The following is a 25094-nucleotide window of genomic DNA, read 5'->3' as shown; positions in this document are numbered from 1 at the left end:
CGTCAAACACGCTTTGCTATTGCATCATTCAATACTCTATGCTATTAATTATCTCAAGTGATAGCGAAAGGGATTAAGAAGTTGCTTTCGGGAACTATCACGCCGCTCTTTGACAACATGGCCGTCCAGCCTAATCGTTGGAAACCCTACAGCGCATTCCAATGCCTGTCGTTTTACCGAATGCGGTGTCGCCGCACTTACGCTTAATGCGTTGTCATCAGCGCAAGATCTTATCTCAATATTACATTGTGCACTCGTTAAGGGGGTTCCAATGCGGGATATAAAATTGTTACTGGAAGCGTGGGGAGGCTGGGCGGCGACCGACTACAGCGGCGTAAGTTATTCACATATTGCCGCAGGCTTTCGCGGCCTGATCACCTCTCCACCGGCCACGCGTCCGATTTGCAGTGACCATGACGGCATGATCCTTGATGCCTGCATCAGCAGGCTGAAGAAATATCATCCTGATGAACATCGCCTGTTGGTCGCGCATTACCACTATCGTGTCTCTTTACGCGCGCTTGCGCGGCGATTGCACTGCGCAGACGGTACATTGCGAAAACAACTACAAACGGCCGAAGGATTTATTGAAGGCATGCTTTGCGCTATGGACAGCAGGCTGGAATTTGAAAAGCGGTGTGAATTATCAGATTGATATTCTTTGATTGCCTCAGGTTTTATTCCTTTTTGTGCCTTATTTTCTTAACGTCTGACAATTCAGTGTCCATCAATATTTATCGGGACGGCCAGTGAGCCTCGCGGTAATACATTTTGGGAGCAGGCTATGAGCAAAATAATTTCAATTCTCGCCTATGAAGAAGGCTATAAAGAGCGCGCTTATATTGATACTGAAGGCTATCCGACAATTGGATGCGGTATCGTTATTGGTCCTAAAAATGCACCATTGGAAAATTATGTTTTTAACATCCCCCGAAACGTGGGAGATGTCTGGATGCAAAAAATAATTGATCAAAAAATAGCTGAAATAAACAGCCAGCCGTCGTTGCGGGCCGCGCTGAATAAGTGTAACGAGGCGCGTGCGGATGTGCTTTATAGCATGGCTTACCAGTTGGGCGTATCAGGACTGTGCGCATTTAAAAATATGCTGGTAATGGTATCTGAAGGAAATTTTGACGGGGCGGCTGATGCGATGCTGAACAGCCGTTGGGCAAAGCAAACACCGGCGAGAGCGAGGCGCCATGCACAAGTAATGCGTACAGGTTCTTATCAATGTTATCAGGGGGTTATATGAAATTCATCCTGTTTGTCGCTGTTATTATCGTGGCGGTTTGTATTACGTGGGTGGCATTCCGTCGCGGCAAAATAGAAATGGTTGCGCATGCGCATCTTCTTTCCAGAACGTGGTCGGTGTGGCTGGCGTCAATCGGTTCGGCCATGGGCGCCTGGGCGCAATCCTTTCCCTCTTCAGCCATCACCGCATGGACCGGCCTGCCGGAGGATGTGAAAACGGTGCTTCCCCAGCATTACCTTGGCTTTATTGCCTCCTTCATGGTGGCCATGGCGGTGATAGCGCAGTTTGTCCGGCAGAAAAAGCTGCTGGCGCAACACACTGTCGAAGCGGATCAGAACACCAGCAATGAGGGGCAGAAAGCATGAGCTTACTTCTCTCTCTTTTTTCAGGAAGCTGGCATCTGCTGGCGGGCATCGGCGTGGTGATTATGGCGCTGGCCGCCAGTTGGTTTGGCGGAAAGAAAACCGGGCGGGTTGAAGAAAAAGCCCGCGCGGAAGTCAGTGAAACGAAAAATGAACTATCACGCATTTCCGCCGTAGCAAAAAAACAGGCGGAAAACAGTGAGGAGGCCAAAAATGTTCAGGCAAATAATAACGCTCTCAGTGATGATGCTGCTCGTAACAAGCTGCGTGAATCATCCTGGAACAGTGACAAGTAGTCCGCAGATATCAACGGACTCATCCTGTACTTTTTTCTCACCCATTAAAACTTACGGTAACGACTGGCAGTTGTTAGATATAAGAACCATCAGAGAAATTAATGCTCACAATGATATGTGGGATAAAATCTGTGCAGAAAGTCAGCGTAAATAAATAATACGCACCAACTGTCTGTGGAAAAAGACAGGTTAATAAATAACGGATGCCATTCATTTAAGATGTTTCCCTCTTTTAGATGTTTTATTCCCTTAATTATTAAGTAAAGGTGACTGGTCAATGCTTGTCACCGTGGAGGCTATTATGATTGAAGTTAATTCTTTTGCTGAGCTGAGAACCACCGCACCTGCTAAATCAGGTGATATTGCGTCACTCAAACGCTATTACGATAAAGACGCCACCTTTCACGGCGGCGGCGACTTTGTCGGGTTTGTCTCTGCCACCACGCTGACCGATGATGCCGGTACGGTCGCGACCGGCAACGGTTTTTACTGGAAGCGTATTATTAACGACCCGGACGAGCTCAATCTCTATCACTTTGGCGCGAAGGGCGATGGCGTCACTGACGACAGTCCGGCGTTCAAACTGATGCTGGCATGGTCGCAGAAGTACAACAGCAATATAAAGGATCTCGGGGTACGTTTCCCGGCCGGGAAATTCCTGCTGAGCCCGATGGATCTGTCGGCAACGGAAATGGCGTTCTTCTACATTCAGGGGGATTACAACCCGCATGGCGCCATGCCACGAACCACCATCATCTCCGATAAATCCACTAATCCGGTTTTTTTGGTGAAAGCCCGCCGGACGGTCATTCAGGGCATCACCTGGAACGGCCAGTCCAATGCGGATATCGTTGCCAATACAGCAGCGATTGCTCCGACAATGTGTTCCAATCAGCAGCCGTTTTTTGTCAATACCACCACTGCGGGTCAATCGGTGCTGGTTACCAGCTTCCGTGCGCAAAACAATGGCGGTACGGTTATCAAAATTCAGGATACGCTGGATACAAAATTCGATCAGGTTTACACCCTCAACACCTTCGCAAGGGTTCTGGACGTCGGCTGGTCGGGCACGGCGACGGGCGTGTGGGATCACTCAACCGCTATCGAGATCTCCAACTGTAACTTCCAGACCGGCTACGGCGACGCCACGCTTTATATGCCGCGTGTGACCCAGGGGCTGCTGCGCAATATATGGATTGAGCATACGCGCTATCCGGGTAATCTGAGTGAGGGACAGTGGCTGATTGAAGCGCTGAGCCTTGAAGACTGCGCCACGCCGCTGGATTTGACCAACAGCCGCGTGCAGCTTCGCCAGCTCAATCTTCAGGCAGGGGCGACGATGAACATGGATGCGAATCTCACCACGCGCTGGCTTTCAGGCTACGAGTACGGCTGGCGCAGGGACGAAAGCTTTGGCACGACCATGACCGGCTCAATGAAGGCAGGCTGGTACAGTGGCTACCGGATAACCAACACGTCCGGCAGCGACAAATGGTATCGGCTGGGTAAGCTGACCATGCCAAACGATAACCAGCAGTGGGTGGTTGAGATCATCAGCAAAGGCACCAATGATTCGCTGAGCGGCACGGCAGGGAATCCGGTGACCACGATGGCGTCCTGTCTGACGTGGCTGAACATCTCGCGCTGTGCCAATGCAATTTATGCTGATATTCAGCATAAAGGTTTTCCGGCGGTATTAGACGTGAAGCTCAACAGGATTGGCCTGACCTACGTTGAGGTCTGGGTGAAGCTCAAGGCGTCCAGCGGCGATACGGTGTTTAACCTCACTTCGACCGGCCCGACGCGCTTTGATGCCGGCGTCTGTAACCTGTTCACCGTTGACCTGAGCGAAGTGACCGATACGTCCACTATCGGCACCACCTCGCCAAATGCGCGGATGAGCTTCCATAACGGGCTGGCCGGTTTCGGTGCGAATGAGAAGGGCGTGCTGACACTGGCCACGGCGACGGCGGTCGCGCCCGGCGCAACCACGCCGACAGGCTATATCACGCTTAACATTAACGGCACGGACCGCAAAGTCGCTTACTACTAGGCGATCGCCGCCAGGGAAGGCGGTTTTTTATGCCGAATGAACTGGTTATGGAAATGTTAAGGAACTTTAGGAAAACGGAGCAGTCAGAACCTGTACGCGTTAACTAAAGAAGGATATATGCATGAGTGATAATGAAGAAACTAAGTTGCCGACCGATCACCTGCGTGACGTCACTTCGCAGTTAAAAGAGATGCGCCATTATGCGCAGACCAACACGGAAATGCTCTCGACCCACTGGCTGGCTTTCGACCAGGGAGAGTATAAAAATCCGGCGTTCGCTGAGCGAATTAATGATTTACTGACCCGGCAGGGCGGCTTACTCGACGAGCTGGATAAATTTATCCAGGATCTCGAAATCGACGTTAACCGCATCGAAAACGAAGCCTGACGGTTCACAGCAGTAAAATCAGCCCGCCTTCATGGCGGGCTTTTTTATTTACAGAACAAACTGCGGGCTGACGCGGTTGCGCCCGCTGGATTTAGCAATGTAGAGCTGCTCATCGGCAGTTTTGATCGATTCATCAAGACTGCCGGGATGGGTGAGCGTCAGCCTGCTGACGCCGATGCTGATGGTTACGCTGAGATCATGCTCATTAAACATAATCGTGTTACGTTCCACACTTTGACGCAGACGTTCAGCCAGCAGTAGCGCGCGCGGTTGTGAAATTCCCTCAATCAAAATCAAAAACTCCTCACCGCCCATTCGACTGATCATCGCTTTTTGTAATAAGGATTGCTGAAGACGCTCTGCGGTTTTGGCCAGCACGATATCTCCGGCCGCATGGCCCCAGGTATCATTGATGCTTTTAAAACGGTCGATATCAATCACCAGCACTGCCCCAAAAAAAACATGCTGCCTGCCTTTGCCCTGGGTTAACGCATCCAGCCTTGCCGCCAGGCCGCTTCGCGTCAGCGCACCGGTCAGGTAGTCATAGTCGGCGCGTTGAGTGATGCGCGCCAGCAGCCGTTTATTCGCACTGGTGCTGAGCGCAACGATGAGCGGACTGACAATCATCGCGGCAACGCCAAGCCGTGCAGACGCCAGGCTATCGATACGAAAAAAGTCATCCGTGCCCTGAATATTCAGCATATCACTGGCAACAAGAACAATTTCCGTAATGCCGGTGGCAAGCGTGAGCAGGCAGGTAAAAAAAACCGGGTAGCTGATGGCGCACCAGACCAGGGCAGGCAGCGGGAAGATCAGACTGCCGCCGCCGCCAACACCAATACCGGTCAGTGTCGACACCACCAGCGCAACCAGCGGCAGCAGGGAGCTTTGCCGCATCTCGCTACCCAACTGCGGAAGTTCGGCCCGGCGCGGCAGCGTAATAAAAAGCGGCAAAATCAGTAGCGAGGTGGAAACCTGCTCGCAGAACCACGAGATCCAGCCTTTGACAAAATCCTCGTGAAAATAGTGCTGGCTGGCCAGTGAGCCCACCGCCGCGCAGCCCGCTGCGGCGAGAAGGGAGGCCGGAAACACGCGCAGAAGGGTTTGCAGATGCTGAGAGAAGGCGTGATTAAACGAGTTTGAAAGCAGCACGTTTTTGGCGATAACCATGAAAACCACATTGGCTGCCGTCATGCCCAGCGAAATCATCAGCGAACTTCCGGACATAAGATCGGCAATTACCATCGCACTATAAATGATCGGGAAGCTGAGCCTGTGATTAAAACAGGGAAAGCGTATCAGCAGGCCAGCCATGATGGCATTACAGGGCCAGAACAGAGAAAGGGCGTTATAGCTACGGCACCAGATACCTAAGGCAGCGAAACCAAACGCAAGAAGAAACAATACGATGGTGCTAACTCTGTATTTATCATGAGGCATTGTTAAGGTTCGATATGCTTAAGAGCCATGCCGCCTGAAATATGACGGCGCGATATCACCCCGCAAAACGGGCCAATATGACTGCGATGAATTAATTTAACTTCGGCTGATCGATAATTAATCGTGCGCCCGCAAAAAATTTTTTTGCCAATGTATATCGCAAATCCAGGGGCTTATCGAACACTAATTTATCGCGAATTTGGCTTTGGGAGCATTCTTAACCCGGATGCCCGGTAATAAAACGCACAAGGTTAAAGTTCGTTTTTGATGCAGAATGCTTCCCAACTCATACCCAACGCCTCTGCGTGACTGCGTAAATAGGCTTCAATCGCTTCGGCGGCTACGGCCTTGTCCGGCTCAGCCAACTGAATAGCGAAGAGCATGCCGTCGAGTTTTCTTTCACGGGTCCAGGCGGCCCAGGCACGATCGGTTTGCAGCGCGCGGAGCTGAGCAAGCGTCAGGCCTGCGCGTGCGGCGTCTGCTTCAGTGAGAGCGCCTATCGCGCTTTTAATCTCCGGGCACGCCTCAAGAAACAGCGCCTTGGCAAGGGTGTAATACTCTTCAATGGTTTTCATCATGGAACCTGACAGGAGAAAAGGCGTCAGTTTACACGCTGAAAAGCCGGGTTGAAATGCCGGACGCGTCGCGGACGTCCGGCAGTCGGCTTAACGCGCCGTTTCGGCGTAAATCTGCGTGACCGCTTGCTGATTGCGCGTCAGCGTTTCATCCAGCGTCAGCTTACCCGCCAGCAGCGCGGCAATATTTTCGCCAACCGCATTGCCCATGCGATCGAAGCCGGGAATGCTGACGTACTGCACGCCCTGATAAGGCACCGGCCCCAGCGTGGGTTGCTCAACGGACGCACTCTCTACTGCTGCCTTCACGCGTTTGGCGTAGGGCGCCAGTCTGATGTAGTCAGCCTGTTCATAGGTGGAGTTACGGCTACCCGGCGGCACCGCACCCCAGCCCACGGTTTCCGCAACCTGCTTAATATAGGCGCGCGAGGTGGCCCAACTGATAAACTCAACCGCCTGTTGCTTGTTGGGCGCGTTAGTCGGTACCGCCAGCGCCCAGGCCCATAGCCAGTTTGATCCGTTGCGGGTCAGCTCGCCCGGCGCGGGTGCAAAGTCTATTTTGTCCGCCACCATCGAAATCTGCGGATTCACCAGCATGCCAGCGGCAACGGTGCTGTCCACCCACATCGCACATTTCCCCTGCGCCACCAGGCGAAGAATTTCGCCGAAGCTGTTTTTAACCGTATCCGACGGCCCGTAGTCACGCACCATCTGCACATAATCCTGCAATACTTCGCGCCATTCGGGGCTGTTGAGCATGGGTTGCCACCGATCGTCAAACCACTGTGCGCCGTAGCCATTGGCCATCGTGGTGATCAGCGCCACGTTGTCGCCCCAGCCCGCGCTGCCGCGCAGGCAGAGCCCGTTAATGCCTTTTGCCCGATCGGTCAGCTTTGCGGCGAGTCGGTTGATATCGCTCCACGAGGGATCGTCAGGCATGGTGAGGTTCTTTGCCGCAAAGAGATCTTTGCGGTAGTAGGTCATACTGCTTTCGCCATAAAAGGGCAGGGCGTAAAGCGTGTTATTCGATGACAGCGCTTTGCGCACCGGTTTCAACAGATCGTCTGCATCGTAGTCCGCGGGCAGTGCGTTGAGCGGCGTCAGCCAGCCTTTTTGTCCCCACAGCGGCGCTTCATAGGTGCCAACGGTGATAACGTCGAAACCGGCCTGACCGCTGCTCATCGCGGCCAGGTTCTCTTTACGCAGCTCGGCATCGCTCATGATTTTCCATTGCAGGTGTATGCCCGGATGGCTCTGCTCATAGCGCGAGGCGATCTGCTGCATGATAGTCATATCGCCATTGGCGATGGTGGCGATGGTCAGGGTGGTATCTGCCGCCGCCGCCAGCGGCAGCGACAGCATCAGGGCGAGCAGGGTAGTTTTACGCATGTCCGCTCCTTATTTCCACGCCGGGGTGAGCGTTGCGTGGATCGCATGCGCTTCAGCGGCCTGCGGCACGCCTTCCTGAAGGCGGAAGAATGACATCTTCTCAACCAGCAGTCCGGCGTGTTCGCTCACCGTCTGGCTGGCGGCGGTGGCTTCCTGCACCAGCGACGCATTCTGCTGCGTGGCGCTGTCCATCTGGGTTACCGCAATGTTCACCTGATCGATACCGCTTGACTGTTCGCGGCTGGCAATGGCGATTTCACCGACAATATCCACCACGCGGGCAACGCCGTTGTTGATCTCCATAAGCATCTCGCCGGAGCGCATCACCAGTGAACTGCCGGTATCCACTTTGCTGACGCTCGCCTGAATCAGCTCTTTGATCTCCTGCGCGGCCTTTGAAGAACGCTGCGCCAGCTGGCGCACCTCGGAGGCGACCACGGCAAAGCCGCGGCCCTGCTCGCCGGCACGCGCCGCTTCCACTGCCGCATTCAGCGCCAGCAGGTTGGTCTGGAAGGCGATTTCATCGATCACCCGGTTGATATCCGCAATGCGCTTGCTGGAGGATTCGATCTCCTGCATGGCGCCCACCGCCTCCTGCAATACGTTGCTGCCGCGCTGCGCCTGTTCACGCACCGTTACCGCCAGCTCATTGGCCTGCGCGGCGTTATCGGCATTATGTTTTACCGTCGCCGTCATCTGCTCCATGCTGGCCGCCGTCTGCTCCAGCGAGCTGGCCTGAGAATGGGTGCGCTCGGAGAGGTCATCATTGCCCGCCGCCATCTGGCGGGCTGCATCATTCAGCGCCCCGGCACTTTCGCCCACCTCGCGGACAATCTCTGCAAGCCTGACGTCCATGGTCGCCAGAGAGCGCATCAGCTCGCCCATCTCATCGGAAGAGAAATGGGTGACGTGGTGATTGAGCTGGCCTTCGGCGATTGACTCCGCAAAGCGACGCGCAGCGGTAATCGCCCGCGCAATGGAGCGGATCAGCATCCAGCCGGCCACCAGCGCCAGGCAAAGGCCGATGGCAAGGATAGCAATCAGGCTGTTACGCGCCAGCGCATAAGAACTGGCGCTCTCCTCGTAGTTTTTTCCGGCATGCTGACGCATCTGTGCATCAAGCCTGTCCATATCCGCCTGTAGCGCTTCGCTGCCGCTGCGCAGTTGCGTTTCAATAATGACCAGCGCGCCGGAAGGGTTGCCCGCTTTGAGCAGCTTGCCCGCTTCCGTCAGCGCAGCCTGGTAAACATTCAGTTCATCCAGCAGCTTCGCACTGAGCGCTTCGGTGCCGGGAATGCGCGGCATTGCATTCAGGCGAGTGCGATCCTGAGCGATCTGGTCGGCGTAACGGCTGATTTTTTCCAGACGTTTATCGACTTCAGCGGGATCTGTCCAGTAGCGCAGCGCCTCAAAAAGCGTGGCGGACTGAAGCTGAGCGGTGCGAAACAGCCGTGAGGTGGTTTGTAAGGGCAACAGTTCGGTACGGTAGGTGGTGGCAGCGCGCTGGTCGGCGGCGCGCAGGCCGATAATTCCCCAAACGGCGGAAACAATAAGGAGAACGCACAGCAGGCCCACGATGCCAATCAGGCGGGCGCGAATGGTCAGACGCATAGATACTTCCCCGGTTATCGATAATTACGGTGCGTTAATATTCACCGTCGCTATTTTTTTGCTTTGCAACTGGTTATCGGCAAATGGGGTGGTGAACTTTAGACGGCGCGGAAATATTGAAGCGTGCTCAACAGGATAGTCCTGGCTGTTGCGGTGCCGCTTGCGGTACGCAGGCAGACATTATAACGTAGCGCCTGGTGGATGAGTCAGGAACTGAAAATGAAAAAGTGGATTGCTATGACCGCCGCAGCGGTTGCGCTGTCGGGCTGCGCGCAGATACCAAATTATCAAAGCGCGGTAAAAACGCCGCCGCCTGCGGCGCTTGTCGGAAACTGGCAAAGCAAAGGGCCGCAGAAAGGGTTGGTCAGCAGCGAAGCGATCGCCTCACTGATTATTACCCCGGCGGGCGATACGCTTGACTGCCGTCAATGGCAGCGGGTGATTGCCAAGCCGGGCAAGGTGACGCGCCTGGATGACGAGTGGGTCAATGTCAACAATCAGGTGCGCGTGATGCCGCTGGAACTGGAAGGCGGCATGCTGCATTACGATAAGCTGGTGCTTGAAAAAGTGTCGCAGCCCACGTCAGAGTGTCAGACGGCGCTGGATGACATCAACAACGCACCAAAGGCAGACGCGCAACCGACGGTGAAAAACAAAAAATCGCACCCGAAGGCGATGAGAAAAAATCAGAAATCCTGATCCGTTAAATGTAAAACGCCCGCGCATGCAAGCGCGGGCTTTTTTTATGCCTGAATCACCCAAACGCTGACGCTGCCGCCGTTGCAGCGGAACAGCGCGTTGCCTTCCGCGTCGGCGGTCACCGTTTCCTGCCGATGTCCCAACAGGTCGCACCAGGTTTTCCCGGCCAGATCCGATCCGAGTGGCAGCGTTTTTTCGCCTTCGTCGCCGTTCGACATGATCACCACGCAGCCCGGCAGCGATTCCGTGCCGCTGCGGGCGAAGGCCACGCAGTCAGGATGATCGAACCAGTCGGTCTGCACGCCGTGCGCGTAACGCTGACGCGCCTGGATCAGGGCTTCAAGCGCCGGGATCGCAGGCATCTCAATCTGACAGTTTTCGCCATCGCTGCCGCTGTCCTGATAGCTGGCGCCAAACAGATCGGGATAGAAAACAGTCGGTACGCCCTGTTCGCGCAGCAAAATCAGCGCGTAGGCGAGGGGCTTAAACCAGGCGTCGACCGGTGCTTCCAGCGCCTGAAGCGGCTGCGTATCGTGGTTGGCGACGAGGGTTACCGCGTGCCACGGATCCTTTTCCACCAGCGTGTTGTGAAAAATCTGGCTCAGGTCGTAACCCGCGCCTTCCTGCGAGGCGATATGGAAGTTCATCTGCAACGGCGCGTCAAACAGCATGGTTTTGCCGTCGACCTGGTGAATATAGTGCTGAAGTTTATCCACTTCATGCGCCCAGTACTCCGCCACGATAAACATTGGCTTCTCGGCAACTTCCTGAATGTGATCGATCCACTGTTTATAGAACCAGGCAGGAATGTGCTTAACGGCATCAAGTCGAAAACCGGTGCAGTGCACTTCGTTCATTACCCAGCGCGCCCAGTATTTAAGTTCTTCGGTAACCGCTTTATTACGGAAATCGATGTTGGCGCCCATCAGATAGTCAAAATTGCCCAGTTCGTCATCGACCTGATCGTTCCAGCCTTCACCGGTATAGTCATTGACGATTTTAAACACGCCGTTTTCATCCGGATTTTCGATGTGATCGACGCCGCTGAAGCACTTATAATCCCACACGAATCTGGAGTATTTACCGTCCCGCACCGGGAAGGTGAAACGTGTCCAGGCCTCGGCTTCGATCACCTCTTCTGCAATCTCTTCGCGGTTGTCCGGATTTACCCGATTAACTAACATCCGCTCTTTCTCATCGGCGCCCATTTTATGATTGAGGACGACATCCAGAATCACCCCAATCTGCTGCGCTTTAAGCGCATCGACCGCTGCTAATAACTGCTGTTTATCGCCGTATTTGGTGGCGCGGGAGCCTTTCTGGTCAAACTCCCCAAGGTCAAACAGATCGTAAGTGTCATAACCCACCGAGTAACCGCCGGATTCACCTTTATAGGCGGGCGGCAACCACACGTCAGTGATGCCGGTTTCCGCGAGCCACGCGGCGCGTTCAGCCACTTCCGGCCAGAGTTTGCCGCCGTCCGGGTAATACCAGTGAAAAAACTGTAATAACGTGGGGTTATGCATGCGTCCAGGCTCCAGCAATTAACGGGATCTGAAGTATGGAGCAGGGGCGGGAAAAAGCGCGGGCCGACGAAAAATATTTTTCTTCTCGGCCCGAAAGGCGGGGTAACGCGTTAAATCATTCGGGAAACAGAACGTTGCCGGATATTCTTCCGTAGGTGGTACTGATATTACGCTGGTGCGAGCTGCTGGCAACCAGACCGCGTAGCTCATCCATTCGCCCGGTTAATAGCGTTTTCAGCTGACTTTCATTTGCAAGAATTTCTTTGACGGCAAGTCGAATTTGGCTTTGCAAACCCTGCGGCAGGGAAGCAGGCAGTTCATTATGCGTCACTTTTTCAACGGTCTGAAGATAATCAACTTCACAATCAATGAGATCGTTCCATTTACCTTCAATGGCCAGAGAGAGCATAGACTTGCTCATATTCAAAAGCTGTTGATAGTTTACAAGCATTTCGACATTACCATTCATCAGAATGTATCCTGCAAAGGTTAAGGAGTAGGGCTAATTTCTTTCCATGCGTCAGAAATATTTGCCAGTAGCGAATCAACTTCGGTAATCGCATTCAAATCATTATGCAAGTTGGCGTGCAGCAGGCGTCGCGTCATGTATTCGTAAAGATCGTCAAGATTCCCCGCGATCTCACCACCCGCTTCATGGTTCAGGCCTGCGCGCAGCCCGTTAGAAATAATATTAATCGCTTTGGAAATAGCCTGCCCTTTGCCCTGAATATCTCCCTGCTCAATCAAAATGGCCGCTTTTTTCATGGCGCTGTGCGCGCCATCGAACAAAAGCACCACCAGTTGATGAGGGGTTGCACTTAATACCGCGCTTTCCACGCTCACCTGGGCATAGGCCTGGATTCCTGTCTTCGCGTACATATCTCTTCCTCAACTATGAGCTTGACGAACTAAACTGTTGCGTCAAATAAGCAGCAGTCGTGTTCAACGACGATACCAACGTACTTAAATTAGTAAACTGTGTTTTGTAACGGGCCATCGTCGCTGTAATGCTCGCAGTAATCGCCGTCGAGCGCTCACTCAGCTGTTTCAGTGAACTATTTATACCATCTTGCGCATTTTGAATTGCCCCATCGCTGCCCAGAATCTTGTCGAGCAAATTACTTGTTTGTGTGGCAAATCCGGTTGTTTTTCCATCGCCGGACAAAAAACTGATGACGCTTGATTGTTTTTCGTCCAGCGCTTTATTTAACTTAGTGCTATCCACAGTTAATTTGCCATCGACGTCCTGTGTGATACCTATCTGTGATAAAAGCGTATAGTCACCGCCGCTTTGGCTGGTTGACAGCATTGAGCGCAGGCTCGTTTGAATATTTCGCAGTGTGCCATCACCCAACAGGTCGCCATTGCTGGTGTTTTGTGTGGTACTTCCCTGATCGACAGCGGTATATTTCGTCTGTGACGAGATCGTGGTCTGCAACGAATTATACGCATCCACAAACGCCTGCACCGCCGTTGTCATTGGCGAATTATCTTTTGTTACCGTTAACGTTTCCGGTTTATCTGTCGCAGTCGTTGCAGTCAGCGACAATGTTACGCCTTCTGGCGCATCGGTAATGGTATTGCTGCTGCGGGTAATATCTACGCCATTAATATTGAGCTTAGCATCAGCGGCCGCGACTTTTTGTGTCATACCATTGCTGGTGTTTGAAGCATTTCCGTCATAGCTGATATAAGCTGAAAGCGCGCTATCCGTTGTTGTGACGGTCATGGCGTTCGCGGTGCCAGTATCACGCGAGGTCAGCGACAAATAATAAGTATTGTCATCCGACTTGATTATGCTCGCAGTGACGCTACCCTGCTGTTTATTAATCGCATCGCGAATATCCGACAGGCTGGTTTGGTCGCTGGTCAATGTTACTTCAAGAGGAGTAGATTGGCCGGTTTGAGCAATAGTAATCGTACGTGAGCTCAGGCTGGAATCACCAAGATCCGCAGAGCTGCTTGTCGCTGATTTGGATAGCAACGACTGTGCTTTCGCTAATTGTGAAACCTCAATTGAATAGCTGCCGGCAGTTGCCGTGGTTGCCAGTGAAGCACTAAACGCGGTGTTAGTACTGGTCACCTTTGTTGAGGCAATTGACGAGGTATCTTTCAGGGCCGCCGCTGCGGTCTGAACCTTAGCTAATGAAGTTTGTACAACGCCCCAGGCAGTCAGTTTAGCCTTATATGAAGTCTGTTGCGTGGTAATAGGCGTCAGACGGGTCTTTTCCGCTGTTTCCAAACTGTCATAAAGCGAGCTGAGATCAAGACTGGTTCCAACACCGAGTGAGCTTACACTTGCCATAGATAATCCTTAGTTCGTTCACCATCATTGCAAGTAGTATCGGCAGTGACTGAGTAAATCTTAGGGGCATTTAAAAAAAACAATGGGGCAAACAGACGTGAGAAAAGGGTCTAGTTAGACGCTTTGCTAAAAATAAAAAATAAAGTTTCCTCGAAATGAGGCGATAACCTGGTTAACGGTTAATGGCCCTGGGCCAGCAGCCCGGGTCACTCTTCATTTATAAGGAACACATCATGGCCGTAATTAACACTAACACCCTGTCTCTGACCACACAGAACAACCTGAACAAATCTCAGGCTTCACTGGGCTCTGCGATCGAGCGTCTTTCTTCCGGTCTGCGCATCAACAGCGCGAAGGATGATGCCGCGGGCCAGGCCATTGCCAACCGCTTCACCTCCAACATCAACGGCCTGACCGTGGCGGCGCGTAACGCCAATGACGGTATCTCGCTGGCACAGACCGCTGAAGGCGCGCTGTCAGAAATCAACAACAACTTACAGCGCGTGCGTGACCTGACCGTTCAGGCACAGAACAGCTCCAACTCTGCATCCGATATTGACTCCATCCAGGCTGAAGTTAACCAGCGTATGGAAGAGATCAACCGCGTGACCAAGCAGACCGACTTTAACGGCATCAAGGTGCTGAACACCGGTTCGGGCTCAACCGACTACAACTTCCAGGTGGGTTCAAAAGACGGCGAGAAGATCGCCATCACCATCAGCAAAAGCGACAGCTACAACCTGGCGGCAGCCGGTATCAGCAGCGGCACGGCACTGAACACCAAAGCCATGGCGTCAGGCACCGACACGGTTAACGGCAACGCACGCACCACTGAAGCGGTCGGCTTTGACGTGCTGAAAGGCAAGGTCACCGGCGGCGCATCCGGTACGGCATCAGGCACCACGCCGCTGGCCGATATCGATGCGGCCATCAAATCGGTTGACTCACAGCGCAGCCTGCTGGGTGCGTCGCAGAACCGTTTTGAATCAACCATCACCAACCTGAACAACACGGTGGACAACCTGTCGTCAGTCCGCAGCCGTATCCAGGACTCGGATTACGCGACGGAAGTGTCGAACATGTCACGTGCGCAGATCCTCCAGCAGGCCGGCTCGTCCGTGCTGGCACAGGCTAACCAGGTTCCGCAGACCATGCTGTCCCTGCTGCGTTAATACGCGTGATTCGCAAAAAGAGCCTCATCATGAGGCTCTTTTTTTTTATACGCATACCGGCTGCCGCAAGGGCGCCCGCTGATGTCTCTCCGAAAAGTGCATGATGCCGGCGCCGGTTATTTCCGGCGTTATTCCCGCAAATTCTGCTGTTTACCCCTAAAGATCTTTTGCACCGTGACGATAACTTTATTGAAGGCGGTACGGCCATGAGCCAGAAACCTGACCCATACCCAACCTTTTAAGGAATTTTATCATGGCCGTAATTAACACTAACACCCTGTCTCTGACCACACAGAACAACCTGAACAAATCTCAGGCATCGCTGGGCTCTGCGATCGAGCGTCTTTCTTCCGGTCTGCGTATCAACAGCGCGAAGGATGATGCAGCGGGCCAGGCCATTGCCAACCGCTTCACCTCCAACATCAACGGCCTGACCGTGGCGGCGCGTAACGCCAATGACGGTATCTCGCTGGCACAGACCGCTGAAGGCGCGCTGTCAGAAATCAACAACAACTTACAGCGCGTGCGTGACCTGACCGTTCAGGCACAGAACAGCTCCAACTCTGCATCCGACATTGACTCCATCCAGTCTGAAGTTAACCAGCGTATGGAAGAGATCAACCGCGTGACCAAGCAGACCGACTTTAACGGCATCAAGGTGCTGAACACCGGTTCGGGCTCAACCGACTACAACTTCCAGGTGGGTTCAAAAGACGGTGAGAAGATCGCCATCACCATCAGCAAAAGCGACAGCTACAACCTGGCGGCAGCCGGTATCAGCAGCGGCACGGCACTGAACACCAAAGCCATGGCGTCAGGCACCGACACGGTTAACGGCAACGCACGTACCACTGAAGCGGTCGGCTTTGACGTGCTGAAAGGCAAGGTCACCGGTGGCGCATCCGGTACGGCGTCAGGCACCACGCCGCTGGCCGATATCGATGCGGCCATCAAATCGGTTGACTCACAGCGCAGCCTGCTGGGTGCGTCGCAGAACCGTTTTGAATCAACCATCACCAACCTGAACAACACGGTGGACAACCTGTCGTCAGCCCGCAGCCGTATCCAGGACTCGGATTACGCGACGGAAGTGTCGAACATGTCACGTGCGCAGATCCTCCAGCAGGCCGGCTCGTCCGTACTGGCTCAGGCCAACCAGGTTCCGCAGACCATGCTGTCCCTGCTGCGTTAATACGCGTGATTCGCAAAAAGAGCCTCATCATGAGGCTCTTTTTTTTTATACGCATACCGGCTGCCGCAAGGGCGCCCGCTGATGTCCCTCCGAAAAGTGCATGACGCCGGCGCCGGTTATTTCCGGCATTATTCCCGTAAATTCTGCTGTTTACCCCTAAAGATCTTTTTCGCCGTGACGATAATTTTATTGAAGGCGGTACGGCCATGAGCCAGAAACCTGACCCATACCCAACCTTTTAAGGAATTTTATCATGGCAGTGATCAACACTAACACCCTGTCTCTGACCACACAGAACAACCTGAACAAATCTCAGGCTTCACTGGGCTCTGCGATCGAGCGTCTTTCTTCCGGTCTGCGTATCAACAGCGCGAAGGATGATGCAGCGGGCCAGGCCATTGCCAACCGCTTCACCTCCAACATCAACGGCCTGACCGTGGCGGCGCGTAACGCCAATGACGGTATCTCGCTGGCACAGACCGCTGAAGGCGCACTGTCAGAAATCAACAACAACTTACAGCGCGTGCGTGACCTGACCGTTCAGGCACAGAACAGCTCCAACTCTGCATCCGATATTGACTCCATCCAGGCTGAAGTTAACCAGCGTATGGAAGAGATCAACCGCGTGACCAAGCAGACCGACTTTAACGGCATCAAGGTGCTGAACACCGGTTCGGGCTCAACCGACTACAACTTCCAGGTGGGTTCAAAAGACGGCGAGAAGATCGCCATCACCATCAGCAAAAGCGACAGCTACAACCTGGCGGCAGCCGGTCTCAGCAGCGGCACGGCACTGAACACCAAAGCCATGGCGTCAGGCACCGACACGGTTAACGGCAACGCACGTACCACTGAAGCGGTCGGCTTTGACGTGCTGAAAGGCAAGGTCACCGGTGGCGCATCCGGTACGGCATCAGGCAGCACGCCGCTGGCCGATATCGATGCGGCCATCAAATCGGTTGACTCACAGCGCAGCCTGCTGGGTGCGTCGCAGAACCGTTTTGAATCAACCATCACCAACCTGAACAACACGGTGGACAACCTGTCGTCAGCCCGCAGCCGTATTCAGGACTCGGATTACGCGACGGAAGTGTCGAACATGTCACGTGCGCAGATCCTCCAGCAGGCCGGCTCGTCCGTACTGGCTCAGGCCAACCAGGTTCCGCAGACCATGCTGTCCCTGCTGCGTTAATTTTTCAATTTCAGTCAAGATAAAAGTCACTACTATGCAGTAATAGCGATCAGTTAAGACTAAAAGATCGATTGAACGATTCAGTGGCTGTGTGAAATCCGTAATCTCTCATAGAGGATTACGGATTTTTTTATGCTGCTCAGCCAGGCCCTCGACGCTGTTCTCAAGTTCTCACCGAAAGAGTTCTCCTCTCTCTCTGACCTGCATTCGCCTGAACTCGTTGATGAGTGTCTGGCTGATAACGGGGTCGTTAAGATACGTAAACGCCGCCTGCCCATGGAAATGATGGTTTTGGCCGTTACCGGCAGGCGTTCTTCTGTTCTCTTTCCATGAATCAGCTCGTCTCACATCTTGATATTGTCCTCAGCCCGCGCGGCGTTCCGAAAAGCTCAACTGACAAGCATCCCTGTTGTGCAGTGGATTTTTTTGCTTAATTGACTTAATTACCCATAAAGAAAGCCTGTTATCAAGTCATTGGTGAAACGTATGTGCGCATAGAATTCCATCAATAGAGTTTCTAAAGGGCTTTACTATGACGAAGGGTAGAAGGGTTAATGAAGAAGCAGTCGATATCGACTATAAGTCAACGCAGGCTTTTTTCGATGCTCGAGGACTGGGTTCATATATCAATCCCTTAAGTGCAACCATGTATCAGGATGAACAGCCCGAACTGGTTGAAAAGCGAGATGTTGCCGAAAAAGCAACCCTTGCTTCTTTCCCGGGAATTTCCTGCGTGGAAAGCGTGTTAGACATGGGATGTGGAATTGGACGTTGGGCAAAATTCTTTGCTGATCAAACGCAACCACCCGTCTATCTGGGGATAGACTTTTCCGCATCATTAATCGAAAAAGCAAAAAAAATTAACGTTAAAAACGGGAAAAAGACACATTTTCAAGTTATGTCTGTAACCGAGCTTGAAGAGAAGAAGTTAATTGTTCCGCCACCTTATGAATTTGTGATTATTTCTGGGGTGTTAATGTACCTTAACGATAATGATTGTCTGCAAGTTTTAAAAAAAGCGGTTAGTCTTTGCGCGAAAAATGGAAGAATTTATTTAAGAGAGCCGCTTGCAATAAGTGTCAGGTTAACACTTCAGGATGTTTTTTCAGAAGAACTTAATTATAACTACTCCGCAATTTACCGCACTGAAGATGAGTTGAATGAAATTATAAAAAAAGCATGTGCTGATGATGTTTTTTACATGCAACCCTGGAAGAAATTATTTTCCGATGATTTGGAAAAACGTAAAGAGACTCGACAAAAATATAGTCTGCTATGCAGGAGTGAGACGCTATGAAGACGGCTTATTGCTTTGACCTTGATGGCACATTAACTAAACAGGAGCTATTACCTTTGATAGCTACCTCGGTTGGGCTTGATGATGAAATATCTGCTTTGACTCAGGCAACTATTGCCGGGATCTTACCTTTTGAAAAATCATTTAAGCTGCGCGTAAGATTGTTAAAAGATGCTAATATTGATTGGATTCATGAAGTTTTGGAAAAGGAAGTGAATTTTCAGACGAAAATATTAGATTTCATAATTAAGCGCCCAGGGCAATGCTTTGTTGTTACAGGCAACCTTGATATTTGGGTTAAACCACTTCTGGAAAAGCTGGGTATCAACGCTTTTACTTCTACTGCCCGATTAAATGAAGCAGGAGAGTTATGCGGTATAAGCCATATTCTTAACAAATCTGATGCGGTAAGAAGCTTACGTGAAAATTTCGACCGTATTGTTGCTGTAGGCGAAGGCATGAACGACGTGCCGATGTTTGAAGAATCAGACTGGCGAATTGCCTTCGGGGCGACGCATAAACCCAACAATATACTTTGCAAACTCAGTGATTTTATCGTTTACGATGAGGGCTCATTATGTCGCCTATTAAAAACGTTGTAATCAGCGCGGCTGGAATTGGTTCCAGATTGGGGCTTAATCGCTCCAAGTGTCTTATAGAAGTTGCTGGAAAAACATTGCTAAGTTATCACCTGGAAAGACTGTCAGACGTTGAAAATGTTTGGGTTGTGGTAGGGTTTCAGGAAGAGGATGTGATCGAGGAAGCAATTAAAATACGTCCAGATTGTATAATTGTCCGTAATCCGGACTACATGAAAACTAATACATTGCAAAGTATCTGGCGGGTTTCAAAGCATCTGAAAGAGAGATTTTTAATCATTGATGCTGATACACTTATCGAAGATGAAAGTTTTAATAAGTTTATGGCTGCAACAAGTGATTTTGAGCATCTTATAGGCGTATCATCATTTACAACCAGCGATGGCGTACGTGTTAATGTTGATTCACAAGGTATGAATGTCACTGGTTTTACTCGTGACACCTCATTTAACTTGGAATGGACTGGTATTGCTATTATTGGAACGAATATGGTTGTTAATGAACAGATTTTTGTATATCAGTCCTTAAATGATTTTTTACCTATTCCACTGTGCAATATCAATGCGTTTGATATTGATACTATTCAGGATTTGGATATGGCGAAAAAAATCATGAATGATGGTTGGAGGAACAATGCATTCATTAACTAATGGCTATATTGACACTCAAGTTTCGAAAAGCATTGATGAAGATTCCTGCTTGACGCTATCAACTATATTCAACGTCCTTAAGTGTGCGAAAGAAAACATTCTTGATATAAATATAGGGTATGGTGACAATTGCATCACCGCTTCAGCTATTTTTGAGCATGTTGTGGGATTGGATAGTCGTTTGCCATGTTTAAGCCATGTGCAAGAAAAAATTTCTATAAATAATGTCAATAATGTTTCATTAGTGAATAATGATTTTTTCCATTTCGAATGTGAAGATACCTATGACTGTGTCTTATTTTCTGATGGGTTAAAGGGATTTAATAGTCAAAAAAAACAACTTAGAGCTATTCTAAAAGCAACAAAATTACTTAAAAAAGATGGCATGTTGGTTGTTGTCTCTGATGAAGAAAAACGCTCAGGTGATATTTCATTGTCAGAAATGCTTGGGCTTGAATACAAAGGAAGTTATACGGGGAAGGTCGAAGAAAGTGCAGATGAAAAATATTTTCTAACCTTTAATTTGCCTGTATGGAGTGCTCATCCAAAGAAAAATAGCACATTAAAGCTGGCATGTTTTGGTAGTATGCCATTTCATTTTCGTTCCCTGAAGCCACTTTCAGAATTATTTGAAAATAGCATAGTAACTTTATCAGTTGATGAGGTTATATCATGGCGTCCGGATGTTATTGCAGTAGCTGATGGCTGGTCCGTTGAATACTGGCGCGACTATTGTGATGCAAATAACGTGCTGCTTATTGGAATGCGTCATGGGTCGGTTACACGTTATGGCTTTGCCGAAAGTCAATATAATTTTGCAGATTATATGTGTGGAAGCCCCTGGGATATTGAAGATACTTTGCTTTCTGATGTCCAGCCGCGTAAAGGATTTCTGATAACCGGAAACTCATGGGTTGACCAGGTTTTTCAAATTGAGAAAAAAGTTGCGGATAAACTTAATCCAACTTTTCTTTTTGCACCCACATATAATCCTGAAATTAGCTCAGCAGTGTTCTTTGGTGAGCGTGTTGTTTCACTGGTACGTTCTGTATATCCTGAATCCAAAATTATCATCAAACCTCATCCAGCCATTGTCCAACATGAGCACGGCTTTGTTGTCAATAAGGATATCTTCCGTCAGCTTATGCAACAGTGGCGCGAACAGTGTGCTGACGATCCATTGATTGAACTTATTGATAATCCTGAGGCCAGTATCGCTGAAAGTTTTGTAGAAGCAGATATTTTGATAGCTGATGCTTCCTCACTGATTTATGAGTTTATGACGCTTGATCGCCCAATTATTCTTTATTCTGCCACAGAAAAGGTATCTCATTGGGATTATAATCCTGATGCTCCTGGAAATGCCTGGCGTGATATTGGATTAGAGTTTAGCGATGATAAAACATTTTTAAATCACATACGCCATGCTTTTAAACGTCATGAAGATTGCTGCAAAATAGCTCAGAAAGAACGTACAAAATTTTTACACGGCATTTACCAGGATGGTAAGTCAATTAATCGCGTTGCCGATGCTATTTCTAAACAGCCCAAACTTGATATTGTCATTTTTGGTCAGAAAACGTCTGTTGAAGAGAAGCGTAATATTTTTTCGAAAATGCAGAAGAGGTTTTCTTTCTGTCGGCTTTCAATCATCGATAATACGTTGAGCGGTCAGACTGTCGGAAACGAGTATGTGGATTGGCAACACTGGCAGTCTGGAGCAGCGAATGTTTCCGCACGTCACAGAGTCACATTACTGATTGATGCAGATCAGGGAAAATTGCCGGGCAGTGCTCATCAGATCTCACGCGCAATAAAAAAATTGGCCAGAAACGAAATTGGCTGCATGGTTTTGCGTGCGGGAGAGAGAGCGGCTCTTTCGTTGCTTAAGTATAATGATGTAGATGCATTTATTCAAAACTCATTGAATAATAAGGCTAATGGTGAAACCCTGTGGACATCAGATGCACTTAACGTTACTCCGGCCAGGGGAGTGGTACGAAATCCCGGAAAAGACTGGTTTATGATGAGCGACAGTGCTTGTTTTACAATGAACGCATCAATTGATGATGTAAAACCCGGGGATTCTTTTCTAAGATTAAATCTCTCTGTGCTTGAACGTCAGCAGTATGATAACTTCCCATTTAACACGACTGTATTCATTAATGATATACCGGTAAAGAAATTAGTTATCGATAGCGTTTTTAATCGCGAGCTAACTCTTCCTTTTCATCCTGATAGTGATGGTCAAACTAATATAAAAGTTGTCAGTGATGGCCGTACGCATGAAATGAGAGATATTACAGAAAACATTTCCTTTTTTATGCGTACAGAAAATATCAATATCAATGAAGTTGATGAAACGGACAGGGGTATTGAGGCATGGTTGGAAAAAAGAACGCTCAGTGCAATTCAGGAAAAATTTGTCGAAGACTACCAGTCTAAAAACACTACTGTAACGTCAGTTGTTTGTGTAATTTTAGTCGATGATAAAAAGCTGGCTTATGATGAGACGCTAAAAAATATCGCATTACATAACGATCAGAACCAAATGCTTAAGCTGATCCCTTTTGTAATTAATACTAATGGTTCTGACCTGAATGATGAGTCAGTGGACATAATGAATGTTCATCCTGATGCGATTGCCAATAGTATCAATCAATTAATTCAGGATAGTGAATGTGGTTGGTTTACCGTAATGAATGCCGGGGAGTCTTTCACTCAAAGCGGTGCATTGGTCGCAGAGTTGCAATTGCCATTGGCAAATAATTGTGCGGCAATTTTTACTGATATGCTATTAAATGATAATGATGGCATGACCAGTGTCGCCTTGCATCCTGAATTCAATCTCGACCTCTTACTTAGCCTGCCTTCCATTATGGCTGAGAATTGGATTTTTAAACGAGAGGTATTTATTTCACTGGGAGGGTTCACTGCTGACTATCCTCAGGCTATGCAGTTTGAATATATTACACGGCTTATTGAATATTACGGAATTCAGACTATTGGACATTTAGAAGAACCTACATTTAAGCGCGAATCCTATACGTTAAAGAATAATGATGATCAAAAGTCTGTCATAAAAAAACATCTTAATAACAGAGGTTTTACTGATGCCAGTATTACTTCAGATATGCCTGGCGTGTGGCGTTTGCATTATAATGTTCAGCAAAATCCTTTGGTTTCCATTATCATCCCAACCAAGGACCAACTTCCATTATTAATAACATGTATTACAACGTTAATGGAAAAAACAAGTTACCTAAATTACGAGATTTTGATTGTTGATAACAACAGCGAACTGCCTGAAACGTTGGCATGGTTAAAAGGTATTTCTGAAATAGATCCACGCCGCATACGTGTGATCCCATATCCAAAACCCTTTAATTATTCAGCAATGAATAATATGGCGGCACAGCAAGCACTGGGTGAGTATTTGGTTCTACTCAATAATGATACAGCAATCATCCAGAATGATTGGTTACAGAATATGCTTAATCATGCTATGCGCCCGGAAGTGGGTATTGTTGGCGCAAAACTCTTCTATCCTAACGGTCGTATTCAGCATGCTGGCGTAGTGCTGGGTCTTCGCGGGCCTGCGGAACATCCTTTCATCGGGAGATCGGGTGACGAAACAGGGTATCTTTATCGCCTGGTTGCAGATCAAAATTATACCGCTGTTACAGCGGCATGTATGATGGTGCGTAAAGATATCTATGAAGAAGTGGGTGGACTGGACGAAATTAATTTCCGTGTTTCATATAATGATATTGATTTCTGTCTGAAAGTCAGAGAGAGAGGGTATTTAACTGTCTGGACTCCCTATGCACATGTAATGCATGAAGGCAGCGTAAGTCAGAAAAAAGTTGACTCTGCAACGGTTGAAGTAAAACATAAACGTTTTACCAGTGAGCAGGATGCTATGTATGAAAAATGGTTACCGTTGATAGCCAACGATCCTGCATACAATAATTGCCTGTCATTATCTGGCGAGGGTTTTGAACTCATGTCAGACAGCCTTTTTACATGGCGTCCTGTGTTCTGGAAACCTGCACCCCAGGTCGTGGCAACTATGGCTGACCTTACTGGTTGCGGTAATTACCGTATCATAAAACCCTTTGAAGCAATGCGTGATGCGGGCCTTATCCAGGGCAATCTCTCTCAATATTTAATTAACATACCTCAACTTTCTCATTTAGATGCTGATAGTTTGGTTTTGCAACGTCAAATTACCCCGGAGTTTCATGAATGGGCCGCGAGGGTTGCTAAATTCATAAAATCTTTCAAGGTATTTGAATTAGATGATTATCTGCCAAATTTACCGGTCAAGAGCGTGCATCGTGCCGATATGCCGAAGGATATTCTTAAATCTATCCGTAAAAGTTTGAGCATGATGGACCGATTTGTTGTATCGACGGCCGCGTTGGCTAACAGATTCGATGGAGCGCATCACGATATTCAAATTGTTGAAAACCGTCTGCCTTGCGATAAGTGGAGCAATCTTGTCAGTCTGCGCGGACAAGGTCGTAAACCGCGGGTTGGCTGGGCCGGGGGCGTGAGTCATACTGGCGATCTTGAGATGATCGTCGATGTGGTTAAAGCTTTTGCCAATCGGGTGGAATGGGTATTTATGGGAATGTGCCCGCCTAAACTCATGCCTTATATACATGAATACCATCCGGGTGTGAGTATTGATGATTACCCCGCTAAACTTGCCTCACTTAATCTGGATTTGGCATTAGCGCCCGTAGAAGATAACGAATTCAACCGCTGTAAAAGTAATTTACGGCTACTTGAATACGGAGCATGCGGCTACCCGGTTATTTGTAGTGATATTGAATGCTATCGTTATGACATGCCTGTGACTCGCGTCCGCAACAGATTTAAAGACTGGGCAGATGCAATTGAAATGCATCTGGACGATCGCGAAACATCATGGCGAACGGGTGATGCGTTAAAAGAGCTGGTGCTTAGTCAGTGGATGTTGACAGGCGAGCCACTTGAGCGATGGGCTAAAATCTGGCTACCTTAAAAGGGAAAATGGTGAGCATGCTCACCATTTTTTTTAACAGATTACTGGAAATAACTTTCTTTGA

23 protein-coding genes are annotated in these 25094 nt (G+C 49.6%); 15 read left to right on the top strand and 8 right to left on the bottom strand.

The features are described 5' to 3' along the window. Positions 1-271 precede the first annotated feature (271 nt). The 6 genes from FA91_RS10905 to FA91_RS10880 all read left to right on the top strand — a co-directional run bounded on the left by FA91_RS10905 (position 272) and on the right by FA91_RS10880 (position 4351). Positions 272-655 carry an antiterminator Q family protein gene (locus tag FA91_RS10905; protein ID WP_034915648.1) on the top strand — a complete coding sequence of 128 codons (384 nt, stop codon included), beginning with the start codon at positions 272-274 and terminating at the stop codon, positions 653-655. 129 nt (positions 656-784) lie between these two features. Then, positions 785-1252, top strand: a complete 468-nt coding sequence (locus tag FA91_RS10900; protein ID WP_034915645.1) for a glycoside hydrolase family protein — start codon at positions 785-787, stop codon at positions 1250-1252. Next, positions 1249-1617, top strand: coding sequence for a hypothetical protein (locus FA91_RS10895; RefSeq protein ID WP_034915643.1), 369 nt, complete (start codon positions 1249-1251; stop codon positions 1615-1617). Before FA91_RS10900 ends, FA91_RS10895 begins: the two co-directional genes overlap by 4 nt. Next, positions 1614-1910 (top strand): hypothetical protein, encoded by a 297-nt coding sequence (locus FA91_RS10890; protein WP_034915641.1) that lies wholly within the window; start codon positions 1614-1616, stop codon positions 1908-1910. Before FA91_RS10895 ends, FA91_RS10890 begins: the two co-directional genes overlap by 4 nt. A gap of 301 nt (positions 1911-2211) precedes the next feature. After that, complete coding sequence (locus tag FA91_RS10885; protein ID WP_034919222.1) at positions 2212-3963, top strand: glycosyl hydrolase family 28-related protein; 1752 nt, start codon at positions 2212-2214, stop codon at positions 3961-3963. 121 nt (positions 3964-4084) lie between these two features. Next, positions 4085-4351 carry a hypothetical protein gene (locus FA91_RS10880; RefSeq protein ID WP_034915638.1) on the top strand — a complete coding sequence of 89 codons (267 nt, stop codon included), beginning with the start codon at positions 4085-4087 and terminating at the stop codon, positions 4349-4351. Positions 4352-4399: 48 nt separating this feature from the next. Here FA91_RS10880 and FA91_RS10875 read toward each other — a convergent pair whose 3' ends face one another. From FA91_RS10875 to FA91_RS10860, 4 genes are all read right to left on the bottom strand, one after another. Then, on the bottom strand, positions 4400-5791 hold the full coding sequence (locus FA91_RS10875; RefSeq protein ID WP_034915635.1) for a GGDEF domain-containing protein: 1392 nt from the start codon (positions 5789-5791) through the stop codon (positions 4400-4402). A gap of 251 nt (positions 5792-6042) precedes the next feature. After that, complete coding sequence (locus FA91_RS10870; protein WP_034915634.1) at positions 6043-6366, bottom strand: DUF6388 family protein; 324 nt, start codon at positions 6364-6366, stop codon at positions 6043-6045. Positions 6367-6456: 90 nt separating this feature from the next. Further along, the gene (locus FA91_RS10865; RefSeq protein WP_034915633.1) at positions 6457-7755 is read right to left on the bottom strand and encodes a sugar ABC transporter substrate-binding protein; all 1299 of its coding nucleotides are present in this window, start codon (positions 7753-7755) and stop codon (positions 6457-6459) included. A gap of 9 nt (positions 7756-7764) precedes the next feature. Next, entirely contained in the window at positions 7765-9366 is a 1602-nt protein-coding gene (locus tag FA91_RS10860; protein ID WP_082212586.1) for a methyl-accepting chemotaxis protein, read from the bottom strand. Positions 9367-9585: 219 nt separating this feature from the next. Between FA91_RS10860 and yedD the strand changes: the two genes are divergently transcribed. Continuing rightward, on the top strand, positions 9586-10065 hold the full coding sequence (gene yedD, locus FA91_RS10855) for a lipoprotein YedD (protein ID WP_034915629.1): 480 nt from the start codon (positions 9586-9588) through the stop codon (positions 10063-10065). Positions 10066-10109: 44 nt separating this feature from the next. Here the strand turns inward: yedD and amyA are convergent, their stop codons facing one another. From amyA to fliD, 4 genes are all read right to left on the bottom strand, one after another. After that, positions 10110-11591 carry an alpha-amylase gene (gene amyA, locus FA91_RS10850; RefSeq protein WP_034915626.1) on the bottom strand — a complete coding sequence of 494 codons (1482 nt, stop codon included), beginning with the start codon at positions 11589-11591 and terminating at the stop codon, positions 10110-10112. 115 nt (positions 11592-11706) lie between these two features. Beyond that, positions 11707-12060 carry a flagella biosynthesis regulatory protein FliT gene (gene fliT / locus FA91_RS10845; RefSeq protein ID WP_034915623.1) on the bottom strand — a complete coding sequence of 118 codons (354 nt, stop codon included), beginning with the start codon at positions 12058-12060 and terminating at the stop codon, positions 11707-11709. Positions 12061-12080: 20 nt separating this feature from the next. Then, on the bottom strand, positions 12081-12470 hold the full coding sequence (fliS, locus tag FA91_RS10840) for a flagellar export chaperone FliS (RefSeq protein WP_034915621.1): 390 nt from the start codon (positions 12468-12470) through the stop codon (positions 12081-12083). 13 nt (positions 12471-12483) lie between these two features. Next, the gene (gene fliD / locus FA91_RS10835; RefSeq protein WP_034915620.1) at positions 12484-13896 is read right to left on the bottom strand and encodes a flagellar filament capping protein FliD; all 1413 of its coding nucleotides are present in this window, start codon (positions 13894-13896) and stop codon (positions 12484-12486) included. Positions 13897-14129: 233 nt separating this feature from the next. Here fliD and FA91_RS10830 point away from each other — a divergent pair, with 233 nt between their 5' ends. From FA91_RS10830 to FA91_RS20095, 8 genes are all read left to right on the top strand, one after another. Beyond that, positions 14130-15068 carry a flagellin gene (locus tag FA91_RS10830; protein ID WP_034915619.1) on the top strand — a complete coding sequence of 313 codons (939 nt, stop codon included), beginning with the start codon at positions 14130-14132 and terminating at the stop codon, positions 15066-15068. Positions 15069-15321: 253 nt separating this feature from the next. Next, positions 15322-16260 carry a flagellin gene (locus tag FA91_RS10825; RefSeq protein ID WP_034915616.1) on the top strand — a complete coding sequence of 313 codons (939 nt, stop codon included), beginning with the start codon at positions 15322-15324 and terminating at the stop codon, positions 16258-16260. 253 nt (positions 16261-16513) lie between these two features. Then, positions 16514-17452: a flagellin gene (locus tag FA91_RS10820; protein ID WP_034915614.1), complete on the top strand. Its 939-nt coding sequence runs from the start codon at positions 16514-16516 to the stop codon at positions 17450-17452. Positions 17453-17584: 132 nt separating this feature from the next. Then, positions 17585-17785 (top strand): transposase domain-containing protein, encoded by a 201-nt coding sequence (locus tag FA91_RS10815; RefSeq protein WP_034915612.1) that lies wholly within the window; start codon positions 17585-17587, stop codon positions 17783-17785. A gap of 199 nt (positions 17786-17984) precedes the next feature. Further along, positions 17985-18749, top strand: coding sequence for a class I SAM-dependent methyltransferase (locus FA91_RS10810; RefSeq protein WP_034915609.1), 765 nt, complete (start codon positions 17985-17987; stop codon positions 18747-18749). Further along, complete coding sequence (locus FA91_RS10805) at positions 18746-19351, top strand: HAD family phosphatase (protein ID WP_034915607.1); 606 nt, start codon at positions 18746-18748, stop codon at positions 19349-19351. Before FA91_RS10810 ends, FA91_RS10805 begins: the two co-directional genes overlap by 4 nt. Beyond that, the gene (locus FA91_RS10800) at positions 19327-19998 is read left to right on the top strand and encodes an NTP transferase domain-containing protein (RefSeq protein ID WP_034915603.1); all 672 of its coding nucleotides are present in this window, start codon (positions 19327-19329) and stop codon (positions 19996-19998) included. The genes FA91_RS10805 and FA91_RS10800 overlap by 25 nt, the downstream gene beginning before the upstream one ends. Continuing rightward, on the top strand, positions 19982-25030 hold the full coding sequence (locus FA91_RS20095; RefSeq protein WP_051937134.1) for a glycosyltransferase: 5049 nt from the start codon (positions 19982-19984) through the stop codon (positions 25028-25030). The genes FA91_RS10800 and FA91_RS20095 overlap by 17 nt, the downstream gene beginning before the upstream one ends. The last annotated feature ends 64 nt before the right edge of the window (positions 25031-25094 follow it).

The sequence above is a fragment of the Erwinia sp. 9145 genome (assembly GCF_000745075.1).
Lineage (GTDB): Bacteria > Pseudomonadota > Gammaproteobacteria > Enterobacterales > Enterobacteriaceae > Erwinia > Erwinia oleae.
This window is presented reverse-complemented; position numbering and strand designations above follow the sequence as displayed.